At 70.1% G+C, this 18,857-nt stretch carries 21 protein-coding genes and 2 pseudogenes; 10 read left to right on the top strand and 13 right to left on the bottom strand.

Annotated features, from left to right (window positions below):
- Positions 1 to 11 precede the first annotated feature (11 nt).
- Positions 12 to 875, bottom strand: coding sequence for a formate dehydrogenase accessory sulfurtransferase FdhD (gene fdhD / locus ABD225_RS14530; RefSeq protein ID WP_344086929.1), 864 nt, complete (start codon positions 873 to 875; stop codon positions 12 to 14).
- A 4-nt stretch (positions 876 to 879) separates the two neighbouring features.
- A complete protein-coding gene (locus ABD225_RS14535) occupies positions 880 to 1,200 on the bottom strand; it encodes a DUF2516 family protein (protein ID WP_344086932.1) in 321 nt (106 codons plus the stop codon).
- A 91-nt stretch (positions 1,201 to 1,291) separates the two neighbouring features.
- Here ABD225_RS14535 and ABD225_RS14540 point away from each other — a divergent pair, with 91 nt between their 5' ends.
- Together ABD225_RS14540 and ABD225_RS14545 are read left to right on the top strand one after the other, a co-directional pair.
- A complete protein-coding gene (locus ABD225_RS14540; protein WP_344086935.1) occupies positions 1,292 to 1,771 on the top strand; it encodes a helix-turn-helix domain-containing protein in 480 nt (159 codons plus the stop codon).
- A complete protein-coding gene (locus ABD225_RS14545) occupies positions 1,768 to 2,469 on the top strand; it encodes a hypothetical protein (RefSeq protein ID WP_425564453.1) in 702 nt (233 codons plus the stop codon). The genes ABD225_RS14540 and ABD225_RS14545 overlap by 4 nt, the downstream gene beginning before the upstream one ends.
- A 228-nt stretch (positions 2,470 to 2,697) precedes the next feature.
- On the opposite strand, the gene dtd is transcribed toward ABD225_RS14545, so the two are convergent.
- From dtd to ABD225_RS14570, 5 genes are all read right to left on the bottom strand, one after another.
- Positions 2,698 to 3,132, bottom strand: coding sequence for a D-aminoacyl-tRNA deacylase (gene dtd / locus ABD225_RS14550; protein ID WP_344086941.1), 435 nt, complete (start codon positions 3,130 to 3,132; stop codon positions 2,698 to 2,700).
- The gene (locus ABD225_RS14555) at positions 3,132 to 4,109 is read right to left on the bottom strand and encodes an asparaginase (protein ID WP_344086944.1); all 978 of its coding nucleotides are present in this window, start codon (positions 4,107 to 4,109) and stop codon (positions 3,132 to 3,134) included. Before ABD225_RS14555 ends, dtd begins: the two co-directional genes overlap by 1 nt.
- 186 nt (positions 4,110 to 4,295) lie before the next feature.
- Positions 4,296 to 4,505, bottom strand: coding sequence for a hypothetical protein (locus ABD225_RS14560; RefSeq protein ID WP_344086947.1), 210 nt, complete (start codon positions 4,503 to 4,505; stop codon positions 4,296 to 4,298).
- A 1,041-nt stretch (positions 4,506 to 5,546) separates the two neighbouring features.
- On the bottom strand, positions 5,547 to 6,275 hold the full coding sequence (gene mobA / locus ABD225_RS14565; RefSeq protein ID WP_344086950.1) for a molybdenum cofactor guanylyltransferase: 729 nt from the start codon (positions 6,273 to 6,275) through the stop codon (positions 5,547 to 5,549).
- On the bottom strand, positions 6,272 to 7,069 hold the full coding sequence (locus ABD225_RS14570; RefSeq protein WP_344086953.1) for a class I SAM-dependent methyltransferase: 798 nt from the start codon (positions 7,067 to 7,069) through the stop codon (positions 6,272 to 6,274). The genes mobA and ABD225_RS14570 overlap by 4 nt, the downstream gene beginning before the upstream one ends.
- Before the next feature lie 38 nt (positions 7,070 to 7,107).
- Between ABD225_RS14570 and ABD225_RS14575 the strand changes: the two genes are divergently transcribed.
- The 5 genes from ABD225_RS14575 (at position 7,108) to ABD225_RS14595 (ending at position 11,236) form a co-directional block, all read left to right on the top strand.
- A complete protein-coding gene (locus tag ABD225_RS14575; RefSeq protein ID WP_344086956.1) occupies positions 7,108 to 7,914 on the top strand; it encodes a hypothetical protein in 807 nt (268 codons plus the stop codon).
- Positions 7,911 to 9,161, top strand: a complete 1,251-nt coding sequence (gene mshA / locus ABD225_RS14580) for a D-inositol-3-phosphate glycosyltransferase (protein ID WP_344086959.1) — start codon at positions 7,911 to 7,913, stop codon at positions 9,159 to 9,161. The genes ABD225_RS14575 and mshA overlap by 4 nt, the downstream gene beginning before the upstream one ends.
- Positions 9,158 to 9,679 (top strand): type III secretion system chaperone family protein, encoded by a 522-nt coding sequence (locus ABD225_RS14585; protein ID WP_344086962.1) that lies wholly within the window; start codon positions 9,158 to 9,160, stop codon positions 9,677 to 9,679. Before mshA ends, ABD225_RS14585 begins: the two co-directional genes overlap by 4 nt.
- 31 nt (positions 9,680 to 9,710) lie before the next feature.
- Complete coding sequence (locus ABD225_RS14590; RefSeq protein ID WP_344086965.1) at positions 9,711 to 10,448, top strand: phosphoglyceromutase; 738 nt, start codon at positions 9,711 to 9,713, stop codon at positions 10,446 to 10,448.
- A gap of 101 nt (positions 10,449 to 10,549) precedes the next feature.
- The gene (locus ABD225_RS14595; RefSeq protein WP_048546828.1) at positions 10,550 to 11,236 is read left to right on the top strand and encodes a GNAT family N-acetyltransferase; all 687 of its coding nucleotides are present in this window, start codon (positions 10,550 to 10,552) and stop codon (positions 11,234 to 11,236) included.
- A 110-nt stretch (positions 11,237 to 11,346) separates the two neighbouring features.
- On the opposite strand, the gene ABD225_RS14600 is transcribed toward ABD225_RS14595, so the two are convergent.
- Together ABD225_RS14600 and ABD225_RS14605 are read right to left on the bottom strand one after the other, a co-directional pair.
- Complete coding sequence (locus tag ABD225_RS14600) at positions 11,347 to 12,723, bottom strand: hypothetical protein (protein ID WP_344086971.1); 1,377 nt, start codon at positions 12,721 to 12,723, stop codon at positions 11,347 to 11,349.
- Entirely contained in the window at positions 12,720 to 13,244 is a 525-nt protein-coding gene (locus tag ABD225_RS14605; protein ID WP_344086974.1) for a SigE family RNA polymerase sigma factor, read from the bottom strand. The genes ABD225_RS14600 and ABD225_RS14605 overlap by 4 nt, the downstream gene beginning before the upstream one ends.
- Positions 13,245 to 13,353: 109 nt before the next feature.
- Between ABD225_RS14605 and ABD225_RS18770 the strand changes: the two are divergent.
- A pseudogene (locus tag ABD225_RS18770) lies at positions 13,354 to 13,509 on the top strand (nicotinamide mononucleotide transporter); the annotation flags it as partial.
- A gap of 2 nt (positions 13,510 to 13,511) precedes the next feature.
- On the top strand, positions 13,512 to 13,715 hold the full coding sequence (locus tag ABD225_RS14610) for a hypothetical protein (RefSeq protein WP_344086977.1): 204 nt from the start codon (positions 13,512 to 13,514) through the stop codon (positions 13,713 to 13,715).
- 146 nt (positions 13,716 to 13,861) lie between these two features.
- Here the strand turns inward: ABD225_RS14610 and ABD225_RS14615 are convergent, their stop codons facing one another.
- From ABD225_RS14615 to ABD225_RS14630, 4 genes are all read right to left on the bottom strand, one after another.
- Complete coding sequence (locus ABD225_RS14615) at positions 13,862 to 14,698, bottom strand: anti-sigma factor (RefSeq protein WP_344086979.1); 837 nt, start codon at positions 14,696 to 14,698, stop codon at positions 13,862 to 13,864.
- Positions 14,695 to 15,306: an ECF RNA polymerase sigma factor SigK gene (sigK, locus tag ABD225_RS14620; RefSeq protein WP_344086982.1), complete on the bottom strand. Its 612-nt coding sequence runs from the start codon at positions 15,304 to 15,306 to the stop codon at positions 14,695 to 14,697. The genes ABD225_RS14615 and sigK overlap by 4 nt, the downstream gene beginning before the upstream one ends.
- A gap of 46 nt (positions 15,307 to 15,352) precedes the next feature.
- Positions 15,353 to 16,021, bottom strand: a complete 669-nt coding sequence (locus ABD225_RS14625) for a fasciclin domain-containing protein (RefSeq protein WP_344086985.1) — start codon at positions 16,019 to 16,021, stop codon at positions 15,353 to 15,355.
- Positions 16,022 to 16,132: 111 nt separating this feature from the next.
- Positions 16,133 to 17,716, bottom strand: a complete 1,584-nt coding sequence (locus ABD225_RS14630) for a molybdopterin-dependent oxidoreductase (RefSeq protein ID WP_344086987.1) — start codon at positions 17,714 to 17,716, stop codon at positions 16,133 to 16,135.
- Between the two features lie 90 nt (positions 17,717 to 17,806).
- On the opposite strand from ABD225_RS14630, the pseudogene ABD225_RS14635 reads away from it, so the two are divergent.
- Positions 17,807 to 18,851, top strand: a pseudogene (locus ABD225_RS14635) (LLM class flavin-dependent oxidoreductase).
- Positions 18,852 to 18,857: the final 6 nt, after the last annotated feature.

Raw genomic sequence — 18,857 nt, forward strand, 5'->3', positions numbered from 1 at the left:
ATGCGGGGTGGTCAGTCGGTCAGGCGGTGCGCCCCGGCATACACATTGACCCCATCCTCGCGGGCGAAGGCGAGCAGCGTCATCCCGAGAGTGGTGGCGGCGTCGACCGCTAGTGAGCTGGGTGCCGAGACCGAGATGACGACGGGTATGCCGGCCATCGCCGCCTTCTGAACCACCTCGTAGGACGCCCGCGAGCTGACGACGAGCGTCCCGCCGAGGGGTGGCACGGCGCCGCTGACGAGGGCGCCGCCGACGACCTTGTCGACCGCGTTGTGGCGGCCGACATCCTCGGCCGCGCCGCGCAGGACGCCGGAGTCGTCAAAGAGGGCCGCCGCATGTGTCCCGCCGGTCTTTCCGAAAGTGGCTTGGGAGGCGCGGAGCGCGTCGATCATCGACGGCACGGCAGCGACCGAAAGCTGTTGCGCCACATGGGAAAAGCCAGCGGTGGGCAGGCGCTCGCGGAGAGCGTCGATGGAGGCCGATCCGCATACTCCGCAGGCGCTGGTGGTCACGCCAAGTCGCTGCGCGGCACCCAGGGGACCGTCGAGCCGTGCGAGGGCGCGGTCGGCGAGGTCAAGGTCGAGGACGTTGTAGGTGTTCTGGGCGATCCCGTCCGGGCCGGTCTCGCCGGCGCCCGCGCAATAGCGTGCGGTCCGCACCTCCGCGGCAGAGGTGATCAGGCCCTCGGCGAGCAACCAACCATGCGCGAGATCGACATCGGCGCCGGGGGTGCGCATGGTGACGGTGAGCACCTGTCCGGCCGCGCGGATCTCCAAGGGCTCCTCGACAGCGACGACATCCGCGCGAGGGGCGGGGCGGGAGGCATCGGCATACCGGATCTTCGTGACCGGGACCCGCGTCGTCACCCGACCCATCGGGTCACCAGGGACCGTAGGGACCCATATTGCGGCGATCGCCGCGGCCCTGGACCTGGTCGAGGGCCGGCTTGACGTCGGTGAGATAGACGGCGGCGGCGACCACGGCGAGCAAGCCAAAGAGGTTCAGCGGGCTGAAGAGCAGCACAAAACCGAGCGCGGTGGCGATGCCGAGGACGATCGTCCACAGCTGCTTGGTGCGCTTGTCCGCGGCGACGAAGGCATCCGGCCGGCGGCGTACGGCATCGATGAGCGCGAAGACTTCGAGGCCCAGGGCGCCCACGCCGAGCACCAGCAGGACCCAGGACTGGACCTCGTGAAACATGCGGGCAGCATACGGGGCGAAGCCGTGCGTGAGGCAGGTCACGGATGCCCCAGTTTGCAAAGTGCTAACTGGAGCAAGCATAATGGTGGACATGAAGAACAACCCGCTCGGTGACCTAGGCCAAGGCCTCGGTGACTACCTGCGCGAACAGCGCGTGGGGGCGCGGTTGTCGGTCCGTCAGCTCTCGGAGCTCGCCGGCGTCTCCAACCCCTACCTTTCGCAAATTGAGCGGGGCCTGAAGAAGCCGAGCGCCGAGATCCTCAACCAGCTCGCAAAGGGTCTGCAGGTCTCCGCGGAGTCCCTGTATGTCCGTGCGGGACTGCTCGATCCGGACGAGGCCAGTGGCCCGACCGGCCCGGACACCCGTGCGGTCATCAAGTCCGACCCTCGGCTCACCAGCCGGCAAAAGAGCACCCTGCTCGACATCTACGACAGCTTCGTCGGTGCCGCGCAGAGCGATTCGGAGCCCGCCGCTTCGAGCGCGAAGACCCCGGCGCCGCGTGCCCCACGCAAGCGCCCCACCCCCAAGACCAAGGCCGCACCCGCTGCGGCAAACACGAAAGAAGGATGACAGTGGCCACCACCACCGCCAAGAAGTTCGACCTGCGCAAGGCCGTCGCCGAGGGCACCACGCCCATGTACGCCTACATCGGCATGACCGACCTGGCGATCGAGAAGGTCCGCGAGGTCACCCTCAAGGCCGGCGAGACCGCCGACGCCACCCGCACCGATGTCGCCGCCTTCCCGGGCAAGGTCTCGGACTTCGCGACGAAGTTCATGACCGAGGCCCAGGACGCGCCGGCCAAGGCTCGCGAGCTGGCCGAGAAGCTCCAGGAGTCCTACGAGGAGCTCGCCACCCGCGGCGAGAAGCTCGTCGACCGGATCCGCAACCAGAAGTCCACCAAGGACCTCGTCGAGCAGGCCAAGAGCACCCTGGCCCTGTCCGAGGGCGCCCTGACCCAGGCCAAGAAGGCCTTCGACGACGTCGAGGCGCAGGCCAAGGCCACCTTCACCACCGGTCGCAAGGAAGCCGCGAAGTTCGTCAGCGTCCTCGGTGACTCCGTCGCCGACGAGGCCGCCCAGGTCAAGGCCGAGGCCACCACCGCGGTCAAGAAGACCCGCACCGCGGCCAAGCGCACCACCACGACGGCCAAGAACAGCGCGGCCAAGACCCGCACCGCCGCCAAGGGTGCGACCACCAGCGCTCGCAAGTCCGCTGCCGCCACCAAGAAGGCCGCCACCGACGCGACCGCCAAGGTCGGCGCCTGAGCAGCACCCGTCGCGCGGGCTTGACCCGCTGACACCCTGAACGCCGTGGGGCCCGGAGGATCACTCCCCGGGCCCCACGCGCATGTCTGGGTTCTGGGCGGCCGATCACAAACGTCGAGATCGGGAAACACGCCGAAGATCAGACCGCTTTCTCGGCGTGTTTCCCGAACTCGACGGGGTGGGGGAGCTCGTCAGAGGGGGTCAGGGGTGGCGCTTAGGGGTCGACGGTCAGGGGGCGGCCGAGTCGAGCAAGACTGTCACGGGGCCGTCATTGGTGAACGAGACGGCCATATCGGCGCCGAAGACGCCCTCGTGCACGGGCAGGCCGTATGCGGAGAGCGCCCGCCCCAACTCGGCCACCAGCGGCTCGGCGACCAGCCCGGGGGCGGCGCCATTCCAGGACGGCCGGCGGCCTTTGCGGGTGTCGGCATAGAGCGTGAACTGACTGATCAGCAAGACCGGCGCCCCCAGTTCCTCGGCGCTGCGCTCCTCCCGCAGGATCCGCAACTGGGCGATCTTGCGCGCCAAGAAGGCCACCTCCGCGGGTCCGTCCCCGTGCGTTACCCCGGCGAGCACCACGAGACCGGGTCCGACGAAGCCCGAAATGCGTTCCCCCGCAACGACAACCGACGCCCCGTCGGCCCGTTGAATGACGACGCGCATCAGATGCCGACGGCGTAGACCGATCCCACCGGCTCGCCATGCCCGAGGATCGGGGCGTACTCGAGCGTGGCGTAGGCCGAACTCGAGACGCCCAAGGAGCGCAGCACGGCGGCGAGGATGACCGGCCGCGCCCGCTGGCCACCATCGGCGACCTTGAGCGCGATGCCGCGCCCGTCGGGCAGGCCCACGGCATACACCGCCTCGGCGCCATCCTTGGCCACCACCCCGAGCGTCCCGGCCATCAGCGCGGTGACATCGCGACCCTCGCCGCCGACATACTCCGGGTGCGCTGACATCGCGTGCCCGACCCGACCCTCCGGGGTCGCGGGGTCCGCGCTCGCCAGCCGGCCAAAGGCCCACGCCAGCCCGCGCAGGCTGATCGCCATGACCGGCGCACCGCAGCCGTCGACGGCGCTCGCCGCAACCGGCTCCCCGGCGAGATCCGCAATCGTCGCCGCCATCGCCACCTGCAGGGGGTGCGACGAATCGCGATAACTCTCGATCGGCCAGCCATTCGCGTGGCAGGTGGCGAGCATCGCCGCGTGCTTGCCCGAGCAGTTCTGAAAGATCGATGTCGGAGCCCCGCCCGCGCGCAGCACTCGCTCGCGTTCCGCGGCGTCATAGGGCAGGTCGGGGGTGTTCTGCAGTGCGGCCTCATCCAGCCCCACCCCGCCGAGGATCTCGCGCACCCCGTCCAGGTGGTATGCCAGCCCCGAATGGCTCGCGCACGCCAGCGCGAGCAGGTGATCCGGCAGATCCAAGCCCGCGCGCACCATGGCCAGTGCCTGCAGCGGCTTGTTGCTGGAGCGCGGGAAGATCGGCGCCGCGACATCGCCCCAGGCCCGCTCAACCGAGCCGTCGGGGGCGGTGACCACCACGGAGGCGCGGTGCACGGACTCAACGAAGCCGCCCCGGTCGACATACGCGAGCACGGGCGCTTCGGTCAGGACGGCGGGGGCAGGCGATGCAGGGCTCACGCTGCCCGAGGCTAGCCCTTCAGGCCGCCAACACGACATACGGACGGGAGCACCGCATCCGGACCCAAGGCCCAGTCCTGCGCCTCGCCTCCTTCGTCGAGTTTGGGAAACACGCCGAGTGTGCGGCCCCGTCGTCGGCGTGTTTCCCGAACTCGACGGGTGATGAACGCCGCCTCGCACCGAGAGTCAGCCACGCTCTTTGAGCGCCCGGCCGATGCGGTCGAGCAGTTCGCGACGGTGGACGCCCGGTCGAAGGTCGTGGGCAAAGACTTCGAACACCAGCCACCCTTCGTCTTCGACGAGCCGGAACTTGGCGCGGTCCGATCGACGCGAGGCGAGGGTGCCGTGCGGAGCGCCCTGGTATTCGACGGCAACCCTCTGGCGCCGCCAGGCCAAGTCGAACTCCCCCCCACCAGCCCGAGTGCGTGCCGATTTGAGCTCCCGTCTCCGGCTCGGGCAAGCCGGCGGCGACGAACATTAGGCGTGTCCTGGTCTCTTGCGGTGAGCGGACGCGCGGTCGCACGCGCTCGAGGGCAGAGTCCAGAAGGACGGCGCCGCGCGGCCGCACCCGCCGGTCACGCGCCTCCCGCATCGTCGTGACGCCTGCGGGCTCGGCGTCCATCCCGACCGCGGCGCGACGGGACCAGGTCGCTTGCTCGGCGTCATACCTCGCCGCCACATAATCCGCCCATGCTGCGTCATCGTCCTCATCGACAGGTGCCAGGGCGCGGTCCAGGGCCAGCGCAATCGCATCGCCGATGACGACCAAGTCGTCGCGGGTGAGTGCGGGCTCGGCCAATTCGCCGAGGTCCACCCAGGTGTCGGCCAGGCTTGTCACGGGCAAGCCACGAACAAGGGCCGTCTGCCGCGACGGCAGGCCAGCGTGTCCGGTGCACCCGAGGCGCTCAATGGCCCGACCCCGCAGGACATGCAGAGTCAACTCATTCTCATATGGCGCTGGCAGCGGCAATCCCCACAATCGCGCGGCCGTCGAGTGAGAGAAGGCGAAGGGCTCGGGTATGGCCAGTGCCATGACTCGGGCCCGTTCCTGGAGAGTGTGGGCCTCGCGCGGCGCTCGGACACCGCGCGTGGCGCGGACCAGGGCTCGATCGCGCCACTCACGTTCGGTCATGCCGGCGGCTCGGGCTTGGGCCAGGCTGAAAGGCCCATGGAATTCGTGGCGTGCGCCGGTCGTGAATGTGGCGGACGTGGTGGCTAGGTAATCGTCCATGCGTCCACCCTGGCCGCCATCGCGCGACCCGGGGCACCGACCGGTCAAAGCTGTGGATAACCCTGTGGATGTTGACTCAAGAGTGTCGGTCACGCGCGTGGCAGCACCGAGATCCCCGTCGAGTTCGGGAAACACGCCCACGTGGGGCCCCGTTCGTGGGCGTGTTTCCCGAACTCGACGTGTGGGGTTTGGGGTGGGTTGGCGGATTAGGGAGTGCCGCCGGTGCCTGAGATGCGGTGGCGCGCAGCGGCGAGGTCCGCGGGGGTGTCGACATCGGCGGCCACGGCTCGTGGGTCGGGGAGGAGGAGGACGCGGGCGTCCGCATACACCGAGCGCATGGAGGCCCCCGCCGTAGCGGTTCGGGCGCGCAGGGCATCTTCGTGCCAGACCGCGCACAAGAACTGCACGTGCCCCTCCGCCGCGAGGTATGCCGCACTTTCCACTGCACCCCCACCCCGTCGAGTTCGGGAAACACGCCCGGTTTGTGGGGTCGCGCTCGGCGTGTTTCCCGAACTCGACGGAGGGGGAGCGTCGATCGCGCCGATGAGAGTGGCCGTCAGCTCCGCCAGTGCGGCGGCGTCGAGGTGAGGCTGGTCGCCGGCCAGGAGGGCCACAAGGCGGTCACCGGGAGGCAGGGCCTCAAGCGCCGCGCGGAGCCCGGCCACCGGGCCGCCGAAGGGTGGGTCCTCACGGACCAGGCGCACGGACATACCCGCTGGCACCGCCCGCTCCAGGTCCGGCGGCCCGACCAGCACCACGGTGATTCCCGCGCAGGCGGCGAGCACTCGACCGAGCACGGTGTCGCCCTCGTCGCGCCCAAGGGGGGCCAGAATCTTGTCCTCGCCCATCCGCGACGCGCGCCCGCCCGCCAGGACGATCGCGGCACCCGGCATGCGGCCGGTCGCCTCTGCGTCGCTCACCCCGTCGTCAGTCATCCGTGGCCCCCACCCGGCGCGACAGCTGACCAGTCGACGGTGAGTTCGCCCAGACGCCACCGTTCGGGATGCCGCAGCGGCCACCCGGCTTCGCGCATCGTCGCGGCCGCCGCGACGAAGCGCTGCCGGGCGCCATAGGTCGCGTGCCCCGCGGCGCGGGCCCATGCGCTGTCGAGGTCGGTCAGCAGACGGTGCACCGGCTCGCCCACCACATTGCGGTGAATCAGTGCTTTCGGCAGCCGCTCCGCGATCTCCGAAGGCCGTTCCAACCCGCGCAGCCGCCAGGACAGCGTCAGGCTCACCGGGCCAGCGGGCTCCAGCGCCACCCACGCGGCACGGCGGCCAATTTCGTCGCAGGTTCCGTCCACGAACAGTCCGTCGGGCGCGAGCCGGGAGCGGACTAGGTCCCAGTGGGCGGGGACGGTCGCCTCGTCATACTGACGAAGCACATTGAAGGCCCGCACGATCACCGGCCGGGCGTCGCCATCCAAAGGGATCTCGAAGCCGCCGCGCCGAAAGCTCAGCCCCGGTCCGGCGAGCGCCTGTGCCGCCGCCACCCGCACCGGGTCGATCTCGATCCCCACCACCTCGACGTCCGCACGCACCCGCCGCAAGCGATCCCGCAGCTCGACGGCGGTGACCGGCGACGCGCCATACCCGAGATCCACGACGATCGGCGCGCTCGCCTGCCGCAGCCGCCACGCCTGCGGCCCGGCCAACCAGCGGTCGCAGCGGCGCAGCCGGTTGGGATTCGTCGTGCCGCGCGTGATCGCGCCGACGGGTGAACTGCGCACCCCGACAGCTTAGAAAGGACGCATAGGCTGGCCGGACTATGTGGTTCGGTCGCGCGCGCGAGCGTGAGGTGAGCAAGAGCATGATCGCCTTCACCCTCGCGGTTCTGGGGGTGCTTGCGCTCGCCGGTATGGCGTGGGTGCCCGGCCTGATCGGCAAGGACAGCGGGGTGCATGTCACCCGCCCGGGCTTGTTCACCGTCGAGGAAGCGGCGAGTGGGATCGCTACGCTGACCGGCGGCGCCAGCGTGACCTTGTACGACTCGGGCCTGCGCGTCAGCGACCGCTCCGGCCTGCTCATGAACACCGTGATCCGCGGCGCGCCCATCTCGCTCCTGACTGGGACCGTGACCGGTTCGGGCGGCAAACGCGTGGAGCACACCACCCAGGTCGTCAGCAATGTGCGGATCGATGCGGTCGCGACGGATGCCGCGCGGGCGCGTTACACGGGGGCGGTGTATGACGAGGGCGGCCACTCCTGGCCCCTCACCCTGGATATTTCCGTCGCCGAGGATCGGGTGTATGTCGCGGCGAATGTTCCCGGCGCGGACGCATTGGTGTGGCACCTCAATACGGACTACGACATCCGCGGCTACGCCCCGGCGCTGCCCGAACGCAATCTGAAGAACCGCGCCTGGTGGCTGAAAGCCTCTGTCCCCGGCGGGGATTTCACGTCCATGCGCGGCGCGGACATCCGCATCCGACCCGCCGAGGTGCCCCGCGCCGTCGACCTGCGCGAGACGGGTCGCATCGATGTCCACGTCTGGTCGTCGCAGTCGTCCTTGCTGATGACCCGACGCGCCGTCGCGGAGTCGGCGCAGGCTCTCGCCGCAGGAGCGACGCGATGAGCGGGCTGCGACGCGTGGCCCTGATCAGCATGCACACCTCGCCGATCGCCCAGCCCGGGACCGGTGATGCCGGCGGTATGAACGTCTATGTCGCGGAGACCGCCCAGCGTTTGGCCGCGCGCGGGATCGAGGTCGAAATCTTCACGCGCGCAACGACATCCGCGCAGGAACCGGTCTTTCACCCGAGCCCCGGTGTGCTCGTGCGGCATGTGCCGGCCGGGCCCTTCGAGGGCCTGTCCAAGGCCGATCTGCCCGGCCAGTTGTGCGCCTTTGCGGCGGGAGTCATGCGTGAGGGCGCGCGCTCACCGGAGGGCTGGTTCGATGTGATCCACAGCCACTACTGGCTTTCGGGCCAGGTCGGCTGGCTGGTCTCCGATCGGTGGCGCGTGCCGCTGGTTCACACGATGCACACCATGGCCAAGGTCAAGAACGCCTACCTGTCTGCCGACGATATTGCCGAGCCGCCGGGGCGGCTGATCGGCGAAGAACAGGTCGTCGGGGCCGCCGACGTTCTCGTCGCGAACACGGAGCAAGAGCGGCAGGAGTTGATCAGCTTGTATGCCGCCGACCCCGCCCGGGTGCGCGTCGTCTCGCCCGGGGTCGACCTTGACCTGTTCAGTCCGGGGGACCGTGCGACCGCCCGCCGGAATGTCGCTGTGGCACAAGAGGATTTGCTCTTATTGTTCGTTGGGCGGATCCAACCGCTCAAGGCTCCCGATGTCCTCGTGCGCGCGGCAGCCCGGCTGATCGGGCGGGGCGACGGCCTCTCCGGCCGGATTCGCGTGGCCATCCTTGGCGGTGAGAGCGGCACGGGGGCAGGGCAGACGGAGCGACTGCGCCAGCTGGCCGACGACCTCGGCATCGGCCACCGGGTCATTTTCGGCGAGCCGGTGGCGAGAGATGTTCTCGCGCAATGGTTCCGGGCTGCAGATCTGGTTATCGTGCCGTCCTACAACGAGTCGTTCGGGCTGGTCGCGATCGAAGCCGCAGCGTGCGGCACGCCGGTTGTGGCGGCCGCAGTCGGTGGTCTTCCAGACGCCGTCGGGCCGGGGGGCGTGCTCGTCGAGGGGCACGATCCGCATACCTGGGCGGACGCGATCGGTGCGCTTCTCGCTGACCCCGACGCGCGGGATGCGTTGGGACGCAAGGCGATCGAGCACGCACGAGGATTCAGTTGGGAGCGGACGGTGGATCACTTGGTCGAGGTCTACGAGCAGGCACGAGAGGACCAGGAGACGGACTCATGAAGGAGATTCAGGAACTCATCCCGGAGGTGCTGGCGGAGCTCGACCTGGAATGGGAGCCCGGGGTCAATCCTGATGAATGGGTCGTCACCCTGCCCGGCGAGAAGAAGCTCCGCACGGTCGTCTCCCTCCTGCTCAGCGGCGGCCAGCTGATCACGCGGGCGTTCGTCATACGCAATCCCGATGAGAACCATGGCGCGGTCTATCGCTTTCTGCTGCAACGCAATCTGCGGCTGCCGGGCTTGGCCTATGCCATCGACAGCGACGGCGATGTCTATGTCACTGGACGGGTCCCGACGGACGGAGTGGACGCGGCATACCTCGACCAGCTCTTTGGCGTGGTGCTGGAGGCGGCCGATGCGCCCTTCAACGACTTACTTGTCTTGGGCTTCCTCACGTCGATGAAAAAGGAGTGGGCGTGGCGGGTTTCGCGTGGCGAGTCGATGCGCAATCTGGAGGCCTTCCGGCACCTGCTCGATGACGGCTCGGCCCCGGCCGCTGCCGAACCGGACACCCGCTGACGGTCGCTCGCCGCGTCGATAGTCTGGAGTCATGACCTACACGCTGATCCTGCTGCGCCACGGCGAGTCCGATTGGAACCAGAAGAATCTGTTCACCGGCTGGGTCGATGTCGACCTGACCGACAAAGGTCGCGCCGAGGCCGCGCGGGGCGGGGCGCTGATCAAGGACTCGGGGCTGCTGCCCGATGTCGTCCACACCTCCGTGCTGCGCCGCGCGATTACGACGGCCAATCTCGCACTCGACGCCTGCGACCGGCACTGGATTCCGGTGCGCCGATCCTGGCGCCTGAATGAGCGCCACTATGGCGCGCTGCAGGGCCTCGACAAGGCGGCGACCCGCGAGAAGTATGGCGACGAGCAGTTCATGTTGTGGCGCCGCTCCTTCGACACCCCGCCGCCCCCGATCGAGCAGGGCAGCGAGTTCGATCAGACCAGCGACCCGCGGTATGCCGGGATCGACGTCCCGTTGACCGAATGCCTCGCCGACGTGATCCCGAGGATGATGCCCTACTGGGAGAACGAGATTCAGGCCGACCTGCGCGACGGCAAGACGGTGCTGGTCACCGCGCACGGCAACAGCCTGCGCGCCCTGGTCAAGCATCTCGACGGCATCTCGGATGAGGACATCGCGGGCCTGAACATTCCGACCGGCATGCCGCTCGTCTACGACCTCGGCGAGGACTTCATGCCCACCGGCCCCAGCCGCTACCTCGACCCGGAGGCCGCCGCGGCCGCCGCCGAGGCGGTTGCGAACCAGGGCAAGAAGTAGCCACGGCTCCACTGCCCGATCTCTCGGCGGGCTGGCATACGGATCTGGCGATCCTGCGGCACGCCGGGTCACTGGTCGAGGACCACGGCGACCACCTGATCGTGCGGTCGCCGCACAATCCGACCTTTCACTGGGGCAATTTCGTCCTGGTCACGGATCCGCAGACGGCCGATGACGCCGCGCGCTGGACGCGGACCTTCGCGCACGCCTTCCCGGGAGCTTCCCACCGTGCGATCGGGCTGCCGCGCCTGCCGGTGGGGGAGCCGTATCGGCGCCTCGGGCTCGCCGTCAGCACAGACGAGGTGCTGATCCGGGACTGTTGTCCGGATCAGGTCCCGGTGCCGGTCGGCTATTCATCGCGGCCGTTCACCCCCGAGGACTGGGGCGCCTTGCTCGCGGCGAACGAGGGGGAGAATCGCCTCGACGCGCGCTACCCCGAGGACGAGCACCGGACCTTCCTGGTGGCCCAGCAAGCCACCCGACGGGACCTGGTGGAGCGGGGACTTGCCCAGTGGTTTGGTGCCTTCACCGAGGACGGCGACCTCGCGGCATACCTCGGGATCGTGCTCTGCACGTGCCTGGCGCGCTATCAGGCGGTGGGCACCCATCTGGACCACCGGCGCCGTGGTCTCGCCCGGCACCTGCTCGCGGAGGCAGGTGCCTGGGCGAATGCGCGCGGGGCCAGCAGGTGGGTCATCGTGACCGAGAGCGTCAACCCCGCACTGCATCTCTACCGCGGGGCCGGCTTCGTCCCGGACGCTGTGCAGGTTGTGGCCTACCGCCCTTGACGGCCGCGCCGCGCCAACCTTGCACACGTTAGTGAACTGTGCACACCTTGCAGGGTGTGCACAGTTCACTAAGTGGTGTTAGCAGAGGTTACAAAGCCCCCCGTGGCGCCTCAGGGCTGCAGGTCGAGCGGGTCACCCATGACCTCGCCGTCGATCGCCTCGGTGTATTCGCCCAGCGTGGTGCCCGCGGCGTCGTAGGTCAGCACCCGAAGGTCCGCCAGGCCGGCGGCGGGGGAGGGGAGGACGGCATACCCCTTGGCGTTGACCTGCTCGGTCCCGTGGCTGCCGCCGGCTTCCCACCGGATCGTCGCGGCACCGGGGGCGATCACGACCTGCGTGTTGTTCTCGCCGGCCAGGACCAGCGGGGCCTTGTCGTTCCACTTCGGGCTCAGGGGGTATGCGGATCCGCCGCTGAGCGAGCCCGTGCCCTGCTCCTTGCCTTCGGTGCGCGCCACATAGCCGCGGAAGTGCCGCCCGCCTGGCTCGACGACATCGACGACGGTGATGCGCGTGGCATTACCCGTGCCGTCCTGGAAGTCCACCACCGGCACCGTCTCGTTGTAGGTGATCTGGCCCTGCAAGGACTCCAGCTCATAGCCGTATGCCGACGCGACTCGCTGCCGGAAGGTCACCACATCGTCTTCACCGGTGGCGCACCCCATGCAGAAGGGAGTGACCTCGCGGGTCAGCTTGCCCTCGATCGTCACCGGCCCGTCATATGCCGTGCCCACCCGGAAGCGCACCGTCTCACCGCCGGTGTCGGCCGTGCGGGACCAGGAGACGCCATCGGCCATGGGCAGCGTCTGCCACTGCCGTTGGATCGTGCCGTCCGGCGCCGGAATGGCCATCGTCGAGATGTCGACACTGCTCGTCCCGGGGGCAGCGAGGACCAGCAGATTCGAGCGAGCATCTGCCGCGCCCGCGAAGGCGATCGCGGCGGGCGTCGGGCGGACCCCGTCATACACCTCCCACGTGCCGAAGTCCTCGCCGTCCGCCGGGAAGGGAGTGCCGGGGTCGCCGACGAATGCCGAGAACTTGGCACTGGCCACCGGGTCGGTCTGGTTCGGGTCGGCCACCGAGATGACGATCGCCTTGCCATCGTGCACATCAGCGAAAAGCACTCGCCCAAAACGAGATTCGACGGCCGAGATGAGTGCCTTGTCGCCCGCCAAGTTGCCGCGAACCGGCCAGGCGGAGATGGGTGCCAGGGAGCCCTGGGCCGGAGCCGAGGTCTGGCTGGTCGTGGACCGCCCGGCCGGGTCGGAGTTGACGGTGCTGCCACCGGGCAACTGGCCCGCCACGGCGATGGCCAGCGCCAGGGCCCCCGCCGCCAGGCCAGAGCCGACGACCGCGCGACGACGACGGTCGCGGCGCACGGCACCGGTGACGCGGTCATACGGATCGGGCAGGGTCGTGGCGGTCTGGGCGCGGTCGGCCAGCGCGCTGCGCAGCAGGGCTTCGAAGTCATCGTGCTTGGTGGCGTTCATCGGATTCGCTCCCCGGTCTCGAGGGTGGTCAGTGCGGTGCGCAGGCGGTCCAGCCCGCGGGAGGCCTGGGCCTTGACGGACCCGGCGGAGATGCCGAGAGCCTCGGCGGTGTCGGCCTCGGAGAGGTCGTCGTAGTAGCGCAGGACGATCACCGCCCGCATCCGCGGCGGCAGGGTCGCCAGGGCCCGGAGCAGCTCGTCGCGGGCATCGATCTGGGCCATCGCATCGCGGCCGGCCTGGGCCGAGCCCGGCAACTCGTCGCCGGGACTGGCGATCAGCACCTCGGGGTGCCGGCGCCGCCGCCACCACGAGGCGGACTGGTTGGCCAGGACGGCCCGGGCATAGGCCATGGTGGCGCCGGGTTCGATGCTTCGCCACTTGCGGTGCACGATCACCAAGGTCTGCTGCACGAGGTCCTCGGCGCGTCCCTGATCACCGGTCAGCAGCACCGCGGTGCGCACCAGGTGCTGCCAGCGCGTCTCGACGAAGCGGCGAAACTCCGCTTCGGCTTCGCTGTTCACGTCCGGGCCTCCCTGTCGTGGGTATGTCGCTGTCACCCCCTAAGAGGTCGCGCACACCGCGTCAGGTTGAGAGCCTCGCAGACTTTTCTTCTTTGGAGGAGCCCCGGGTATGACGAGGCGCCCGGCCGCGCGGGCCGGGCGCCTCGTCGCCGGCGCCACGTGGGCCGTCTGGTCGCTGCTGACCCGGCACACCGACTCCGACGTGCCGACGTGGGACGCGCTGACCACCTCCCTCAGCCTCGTCGCGCAGCTCATGCTCAGCTTCAAGTGGTTCGGCAACTGGGTGCTGTGGATCGCCGCCGACGTGCTCTACGCCCCCTCTACCTCCACAAGGGGCTCACGCTCACCGCCGTGCTGTATGCCGGCTTCGTCGTCCTGTGCGCCGTCGGCCTCCGCCAGTGGTGGCGGATGCGCGACGCGCCCGAGGAGGCGGCCGGGACCCGCGAGCCGGCATCCGTGGGTGCGCGATGAGCGGGCGCCACGGGCACGGCCTCGTGATCGGCAAGTTCTACCCCTTCCACGCCCACGAGGTCGGGCGGTCCCGAGCTCCAGCTGGGGAAGCCGGGAGCGAGCTCGGGACCGTCCGACGTCGTGGCGACCGGTTGCGGTCCTGCGCCTCAGGCGAAGGCCACGAAGGCGATCGGGTTGGTGGTCGGCTGGTCGGAGCCACCGGCGGGCTCGACGGTGATGCCGGCGCCCTTCGAGTGGCTCGCGTCGCCGCTCAGCACGACGACCTGGTCGCCACCGCCGGGCATGAGCCCCGCGGAGGTCATGTGGCCGGTCGCGTCCTGCAGCCAGAGCTGGAAGACCTTGCCCGTCGGCGGCTGCGCCATGCCGGAGGTGACGATGACGGCCTTCTGGAGCGAGGTGGAGCGCACGATGGTGGCCGTGGCGCCGCCGGCGAGCCGTGCGCCGTAGCGCGTGGCGTCCGGGGCGGCGAGCACCTGGTCGGCGAGGGCCCGCGACGGGTCCTTGTCGATCTGGCGCCAGACGGTGAAACCACCCATGGCGAGCACCGCGACCGTGGCGGCCGCGACGACGACCCGCCAACCGCGGGCGAGACCGCGGGCCGACCGGGACCGGCGGCGCTCGGAGAGCTCGTCGGCGTGCCGGCCCTGGTCGCCGTGCGACTCGGCCGGGGCGGCCTCGGCAGCGGGCTGGGACGGGGCGGGCGGCGCCGACGTGACGGCATCGTCACCCGACTCCGCCTGCGGGGCCGTGAGGGGCGGCAGCGGACGGACGGTCGCGATCTCGGCGAGCACCTTGGCGCGGAGCGAGGCCGGCGGTGCGGCCTCGGTGAGCACCGACAGCTCGGAGGCGGCGGCGACGAGGCCGTCGACCTCGGCGCGGCAGGCCGGGCAGCCGGCGAGGTGTCGCTCGAACCGGGCCCGCTCGACGTCGTCGAGAGCGTCCACGGCGTAGGCACCGGACAGTGCGTGGATGTCCTCGCTCACAGTGTCACCCCCAACGTGTCTCGTAGTCTGATCAGTCCATCACGGATGCGTGTCTTGGCGGTCCCGAGTGGCAGGTCGAGCATCGTGGCCACCTCCGTGTGGGTGTATCCCGAGAGGTAGGCCAGTTCGAGGGCCTGCCGTTGGACCGGTGTGAGCGTCTCTAACGCCCGATGAACCCGCTCCGCATCGAGACGCTCGACGACGGCCTCGGCCGTGGAGTCGTGGGTGACGTCCTGGTTGCTGGCGCCGTATCCCTCGTCGCGGTTGCGGGAGGCCTCCGCCGACCGGACCCGGTCGACGGCCTTGCGGTGAGCGATGGTGAGCATCCACGAGAGAGCTGCACCCTTGCTCGGGTCGAAGCGTGCGCTGTGCCGCCAGATCTCGAGGAAGACCTCCTGGGTCACTTCCTCCGACTGGGCGGGGTCGCGCACGACGCTGCGGACCAGACCGAAGAGCCGGGAGGAGACTGCGTCGTAGAGCTCTGCGAACGCCGTCTCGTCGCCGGTCGCCGCTCTGCGGAGCAGCTGCTCCAGGGGGACTGGGCGGGTGGCCCCCTCCGGTGACTCATCACCGGAAGGGACCACCGAGAACCGTGACATGGGGTCCATTGTGTCGCCCGTCGTCGTGTTCCGCGTCAGCCTGGTCGGGAGACGATCAGGGCATCAGCACGCCGTCGATGATGTACACCGTGGCGTTGGCGGTCGGGACGTTGCCGCAGATGACCTTGGCGTCGGCCTTGCCGACCGTGAAGTTCTCGCCCGAGCCCTTGACCGTGATGGTCGTGCCGGCGAGGGTCTTGTGGTCACCCGCGAGCTGCTCCGGGGAGAGCTTGCCGGCCACGACGTGGTTGGTGAGGATCTTCGTCAGGGTCGGCTTGTCGGCGAGGACCTTCTTGAGGTCGGCGGCCGGGATCTTGGCGAACGCGTCGTTGACGGGCGCGAAGACGGTGATCTCGGGAGCCGAGTTCAGGGTGTCGACGAGACCGGCGGTCTTGACGGCGGTGACGAGCGTCGAGAGCAGCGGGTTGGCGCTCGCGGCGGTCGCGACGGGCGCGGTGGCCATGCCGTTGAACGAGCCGGCGCCGTCCTTCGGCACGGCGGCGCAACCCTCGCCGAAGACGGCCGCAGCGGCGTCCATCGACTCGGAGGAGGTCATCGTGTCGGACGGGGTGCTGCTCGTCATCGAGTCGGACGACGTCGCGGCGGGCGTGCTGCCGGCGCCGGGCGACGTGGTGTTGTCGCTGGAGCTGCCGCAGGCGGCGAGGCTCAGGGGCAGGGCGATCGCGAGGGCGACGAGGCCGGTGCGGGTCTTGATGGTCTTCATGTCAGTCACTCCTTGTGGCTGTGTGGTGCACGGTCATGTGGGATTCGGAGCTGCTGTGGCTCCGGATTGCTTGTCGGAGAAGTTTTTTCGAGGAGATTTCGACGGCCGGGATCACGCGACGGTCACCACCACCTCCTGGATGCCGCTCGACCCGCTGGGGAAGGGCGTGGCGCGTTCGGTGATCTGGGCGCGCCCCTGGCGGTCGACGGCGCGGACGGCGATGCGGTGCAGGCCGGGCTTGGCGTCCCACGGGAGGTACCACTGGCGCCAGTAGTCGATGTTGACGTCCGGGCCGAGCTTGGTCTCCTGCCAGTCGCCGTCGTCGATCTTGACCTCGACCTTGCCGACGCCGCGGTGCTGGGCCCAGGCGACGCCGCCGATGGCGGTCATCCCCGCCTTGATCGTCGAGAGCGGCTCCGGGGTGTCGATGCGGGCGCTCGTCTTGATCGGGGCGTCCGTCGCCCACTGCCGCTTCGTCCAGTAGGACTGCTCGGCGGCATACGTCGTCAGGGTGAGCTTGGTGAGCCACTTCGTGGCGCCGACGAAGCCGTAGAGGCCGGGCGTGATGAGTCGCGCGGGGAAGCCGTGGGTGTCGGTGAGCTGGGCGCCGTTCATGCCGATGGCGATCATCGCGTCGCGCCCGTCGCGGACGACGGCGAGCGGGGTGCTGATGGTGAAGCCTTCGACGGCCGTGCTGAGCACCTGGTCCGGGCTGCCGGTGATGCCGGCGCGGTCGAGGACGTCGGTCAGGCGGACGCCGAGCCAGCGCGCGGCGCCGATGTAGCCGCCGCCCACCTCGTTGGAGACGCACGTCATGGTGATGTCGCGCTCGATGAGGGGCATCTCGGAGAGCTCGGCGAAGGTCATCGTGAAGGGCTTCTCGACCATGCCGTCGATCTCGAGCGTCCACGTGTCGACGTCGACCTTGGGGACGGTGAGGTTGGTGTCGACGCGGTAGAACTTGTCGGTCGGGGTCCGCAGCGGCGAGATGCCGGGCACGGTGCCCTCGAGGCCGGTCGGCAGCGGCTTGGCCTTGTCGGCAGCGGCCGGCAGCACGATCTTCTTGATGGTCTGGGCCCCGCTGCGCAGCTGGCCACCGACGGCGGCGAGCACCGAGAGCGCCGTGACGCCGAGCGCCCCGCCGATGAAGCCGCGACGGCCGGTGCCGGGCCGGGCGGTCGGGTCGTTGGGGTCGGCGGCGGGGGTCATCTTCGAGCCGCGCGGGCCGTCGACGGTCGCCTCGTCGTTCCTGGCCACGGCCTCGCCGGACGCACGGCGGGCGAGACGGACGAGCCAGACGAGCGTCGCCACCCCGGCGGCCATCGCGGCGAGCGCGGGCAGGGCGTCGAGCGGGCGGGCCGTGGGCCGGAGCAGCGCGGCGGCACCGGCAAGGCCGGTGAGCAGCACGATGAACCCGACGGCGAGCGGCATACGTCGGCGGGCGAGGAGGCCGGCGACGGCCGCGAGCGCGAGCGTCACGACGAGCACCGAGCCCTGGAGGATCAGCTTGTCGTTGGTGCCGAAGGTCGCGATCCCCCACTCCTTGACGGGGGTGGGGGTCAGGTCGATCACCGTCGACCCGATGGCGAGCACCGGCGAGGATGCAGGGGCGAGGAAGCCTGCCACGAGGTGACCGGCGGCGATCCCGGCTATCGCGGCGAGGATCCCGCTGAGGGCAAGTCGTCGGCGCGTCATGGGGGTCGTTCGGCGCCACAAGGGTTTCCGGATTGTCCGAGGGACTGCGGCCGGCGGGAAGAGCGGAGCCCCGCCCGGTGTTGACCGCACGTGAAGAAGATCGGATTCCTCTCGCTCGGGCACTGGAACCCCTCGCCGCACTCGCAGGCGCGGTCGGCGCAGGACGTCCTGCTCCAGTCGATCGACCTCGCCGTCGCGGCGGAGGAGCTCGGGGCCGACGGCGCGTACTTCCGCGTCCACCACTTCGCCCGGCAGCTCGCCTCGCCGTTCCCCCTGCTGGCCGCGGTCGGTGCGCGCACGAGCCGGATCGAGATCGGGACCGGCGTCATCGACATGCGCTACGAGAACCCGCTCTACATGGCCGAGGACGCCGGCTCCGCCGACCTCATCCGCCGGCCGGCTCCAGCTCGGCATCAGCCGTGGGTCACCCGAGCAGGTCGTCGACGGCTACCGCTACTTCGGCTACGAGCCCACCGACGGCGACCACGCCGCGATGGCCCGGCAGCACACCGAGGTCCTCCTCAGCGTCCTGACCGGACGCGGCTTCGCCGAGCCGAACCCGCGCCCGATGTTCCCCAACCCGCCCGGCCTGCTGCGCATCGAGCCGCACTCGCCCGGCCTGCTGCGCATCGAGCCGCACTCGCCCGGCCTGCGCGACCGCATCTGGTGGGGTGCCGGCACTCGCGCCACCGCGGAGTGGACGGCCGAGCAGGGGATGAACCTCATGAGCTCGACGCTGCTCACCGAGGACACCGGCGTCCCGTTCCACCGCCTCCAGGCCGAGCAGATCCAGCGGTTCCGCGACGCGTGGAAGGCCGCCGGGCACGAGCGCGAGCCGCGGGTGTCGGTGAGCCGCAGCGTCTTCCCCATCGTGTCGGACACGGACCGCGCGTACTTCGGGCGCGAGGCGGGCAGCCAGGACCAGGTCGGCCACATCGCCGGCGGGACGGCGCGCTTCGGCAAGACGTATGCCGGCGAGCCCGACCAGCTCGTCCGTGACCTCGCCGAGGACGAGGCGATCGCCGCCGCGGACACGCTCCTGCTCACCGTGCCCAACCAGCTCGGCGTCGACTACAACGCCCACGTCATCGAGAGCCTCCTGACCCACGTGGCCCCCGAGCTCGGCTGGCGCTGACGGCGG

It is taken from the genome of Nostocoides veronense, from assembly GCF_039531185.1.
GTDB lineage: Bacteria > Actinomycetota > Actinomycetes > Actinomycetales > Dermatophilaceae > Nostocoides_A > Nostocoides_A veronense.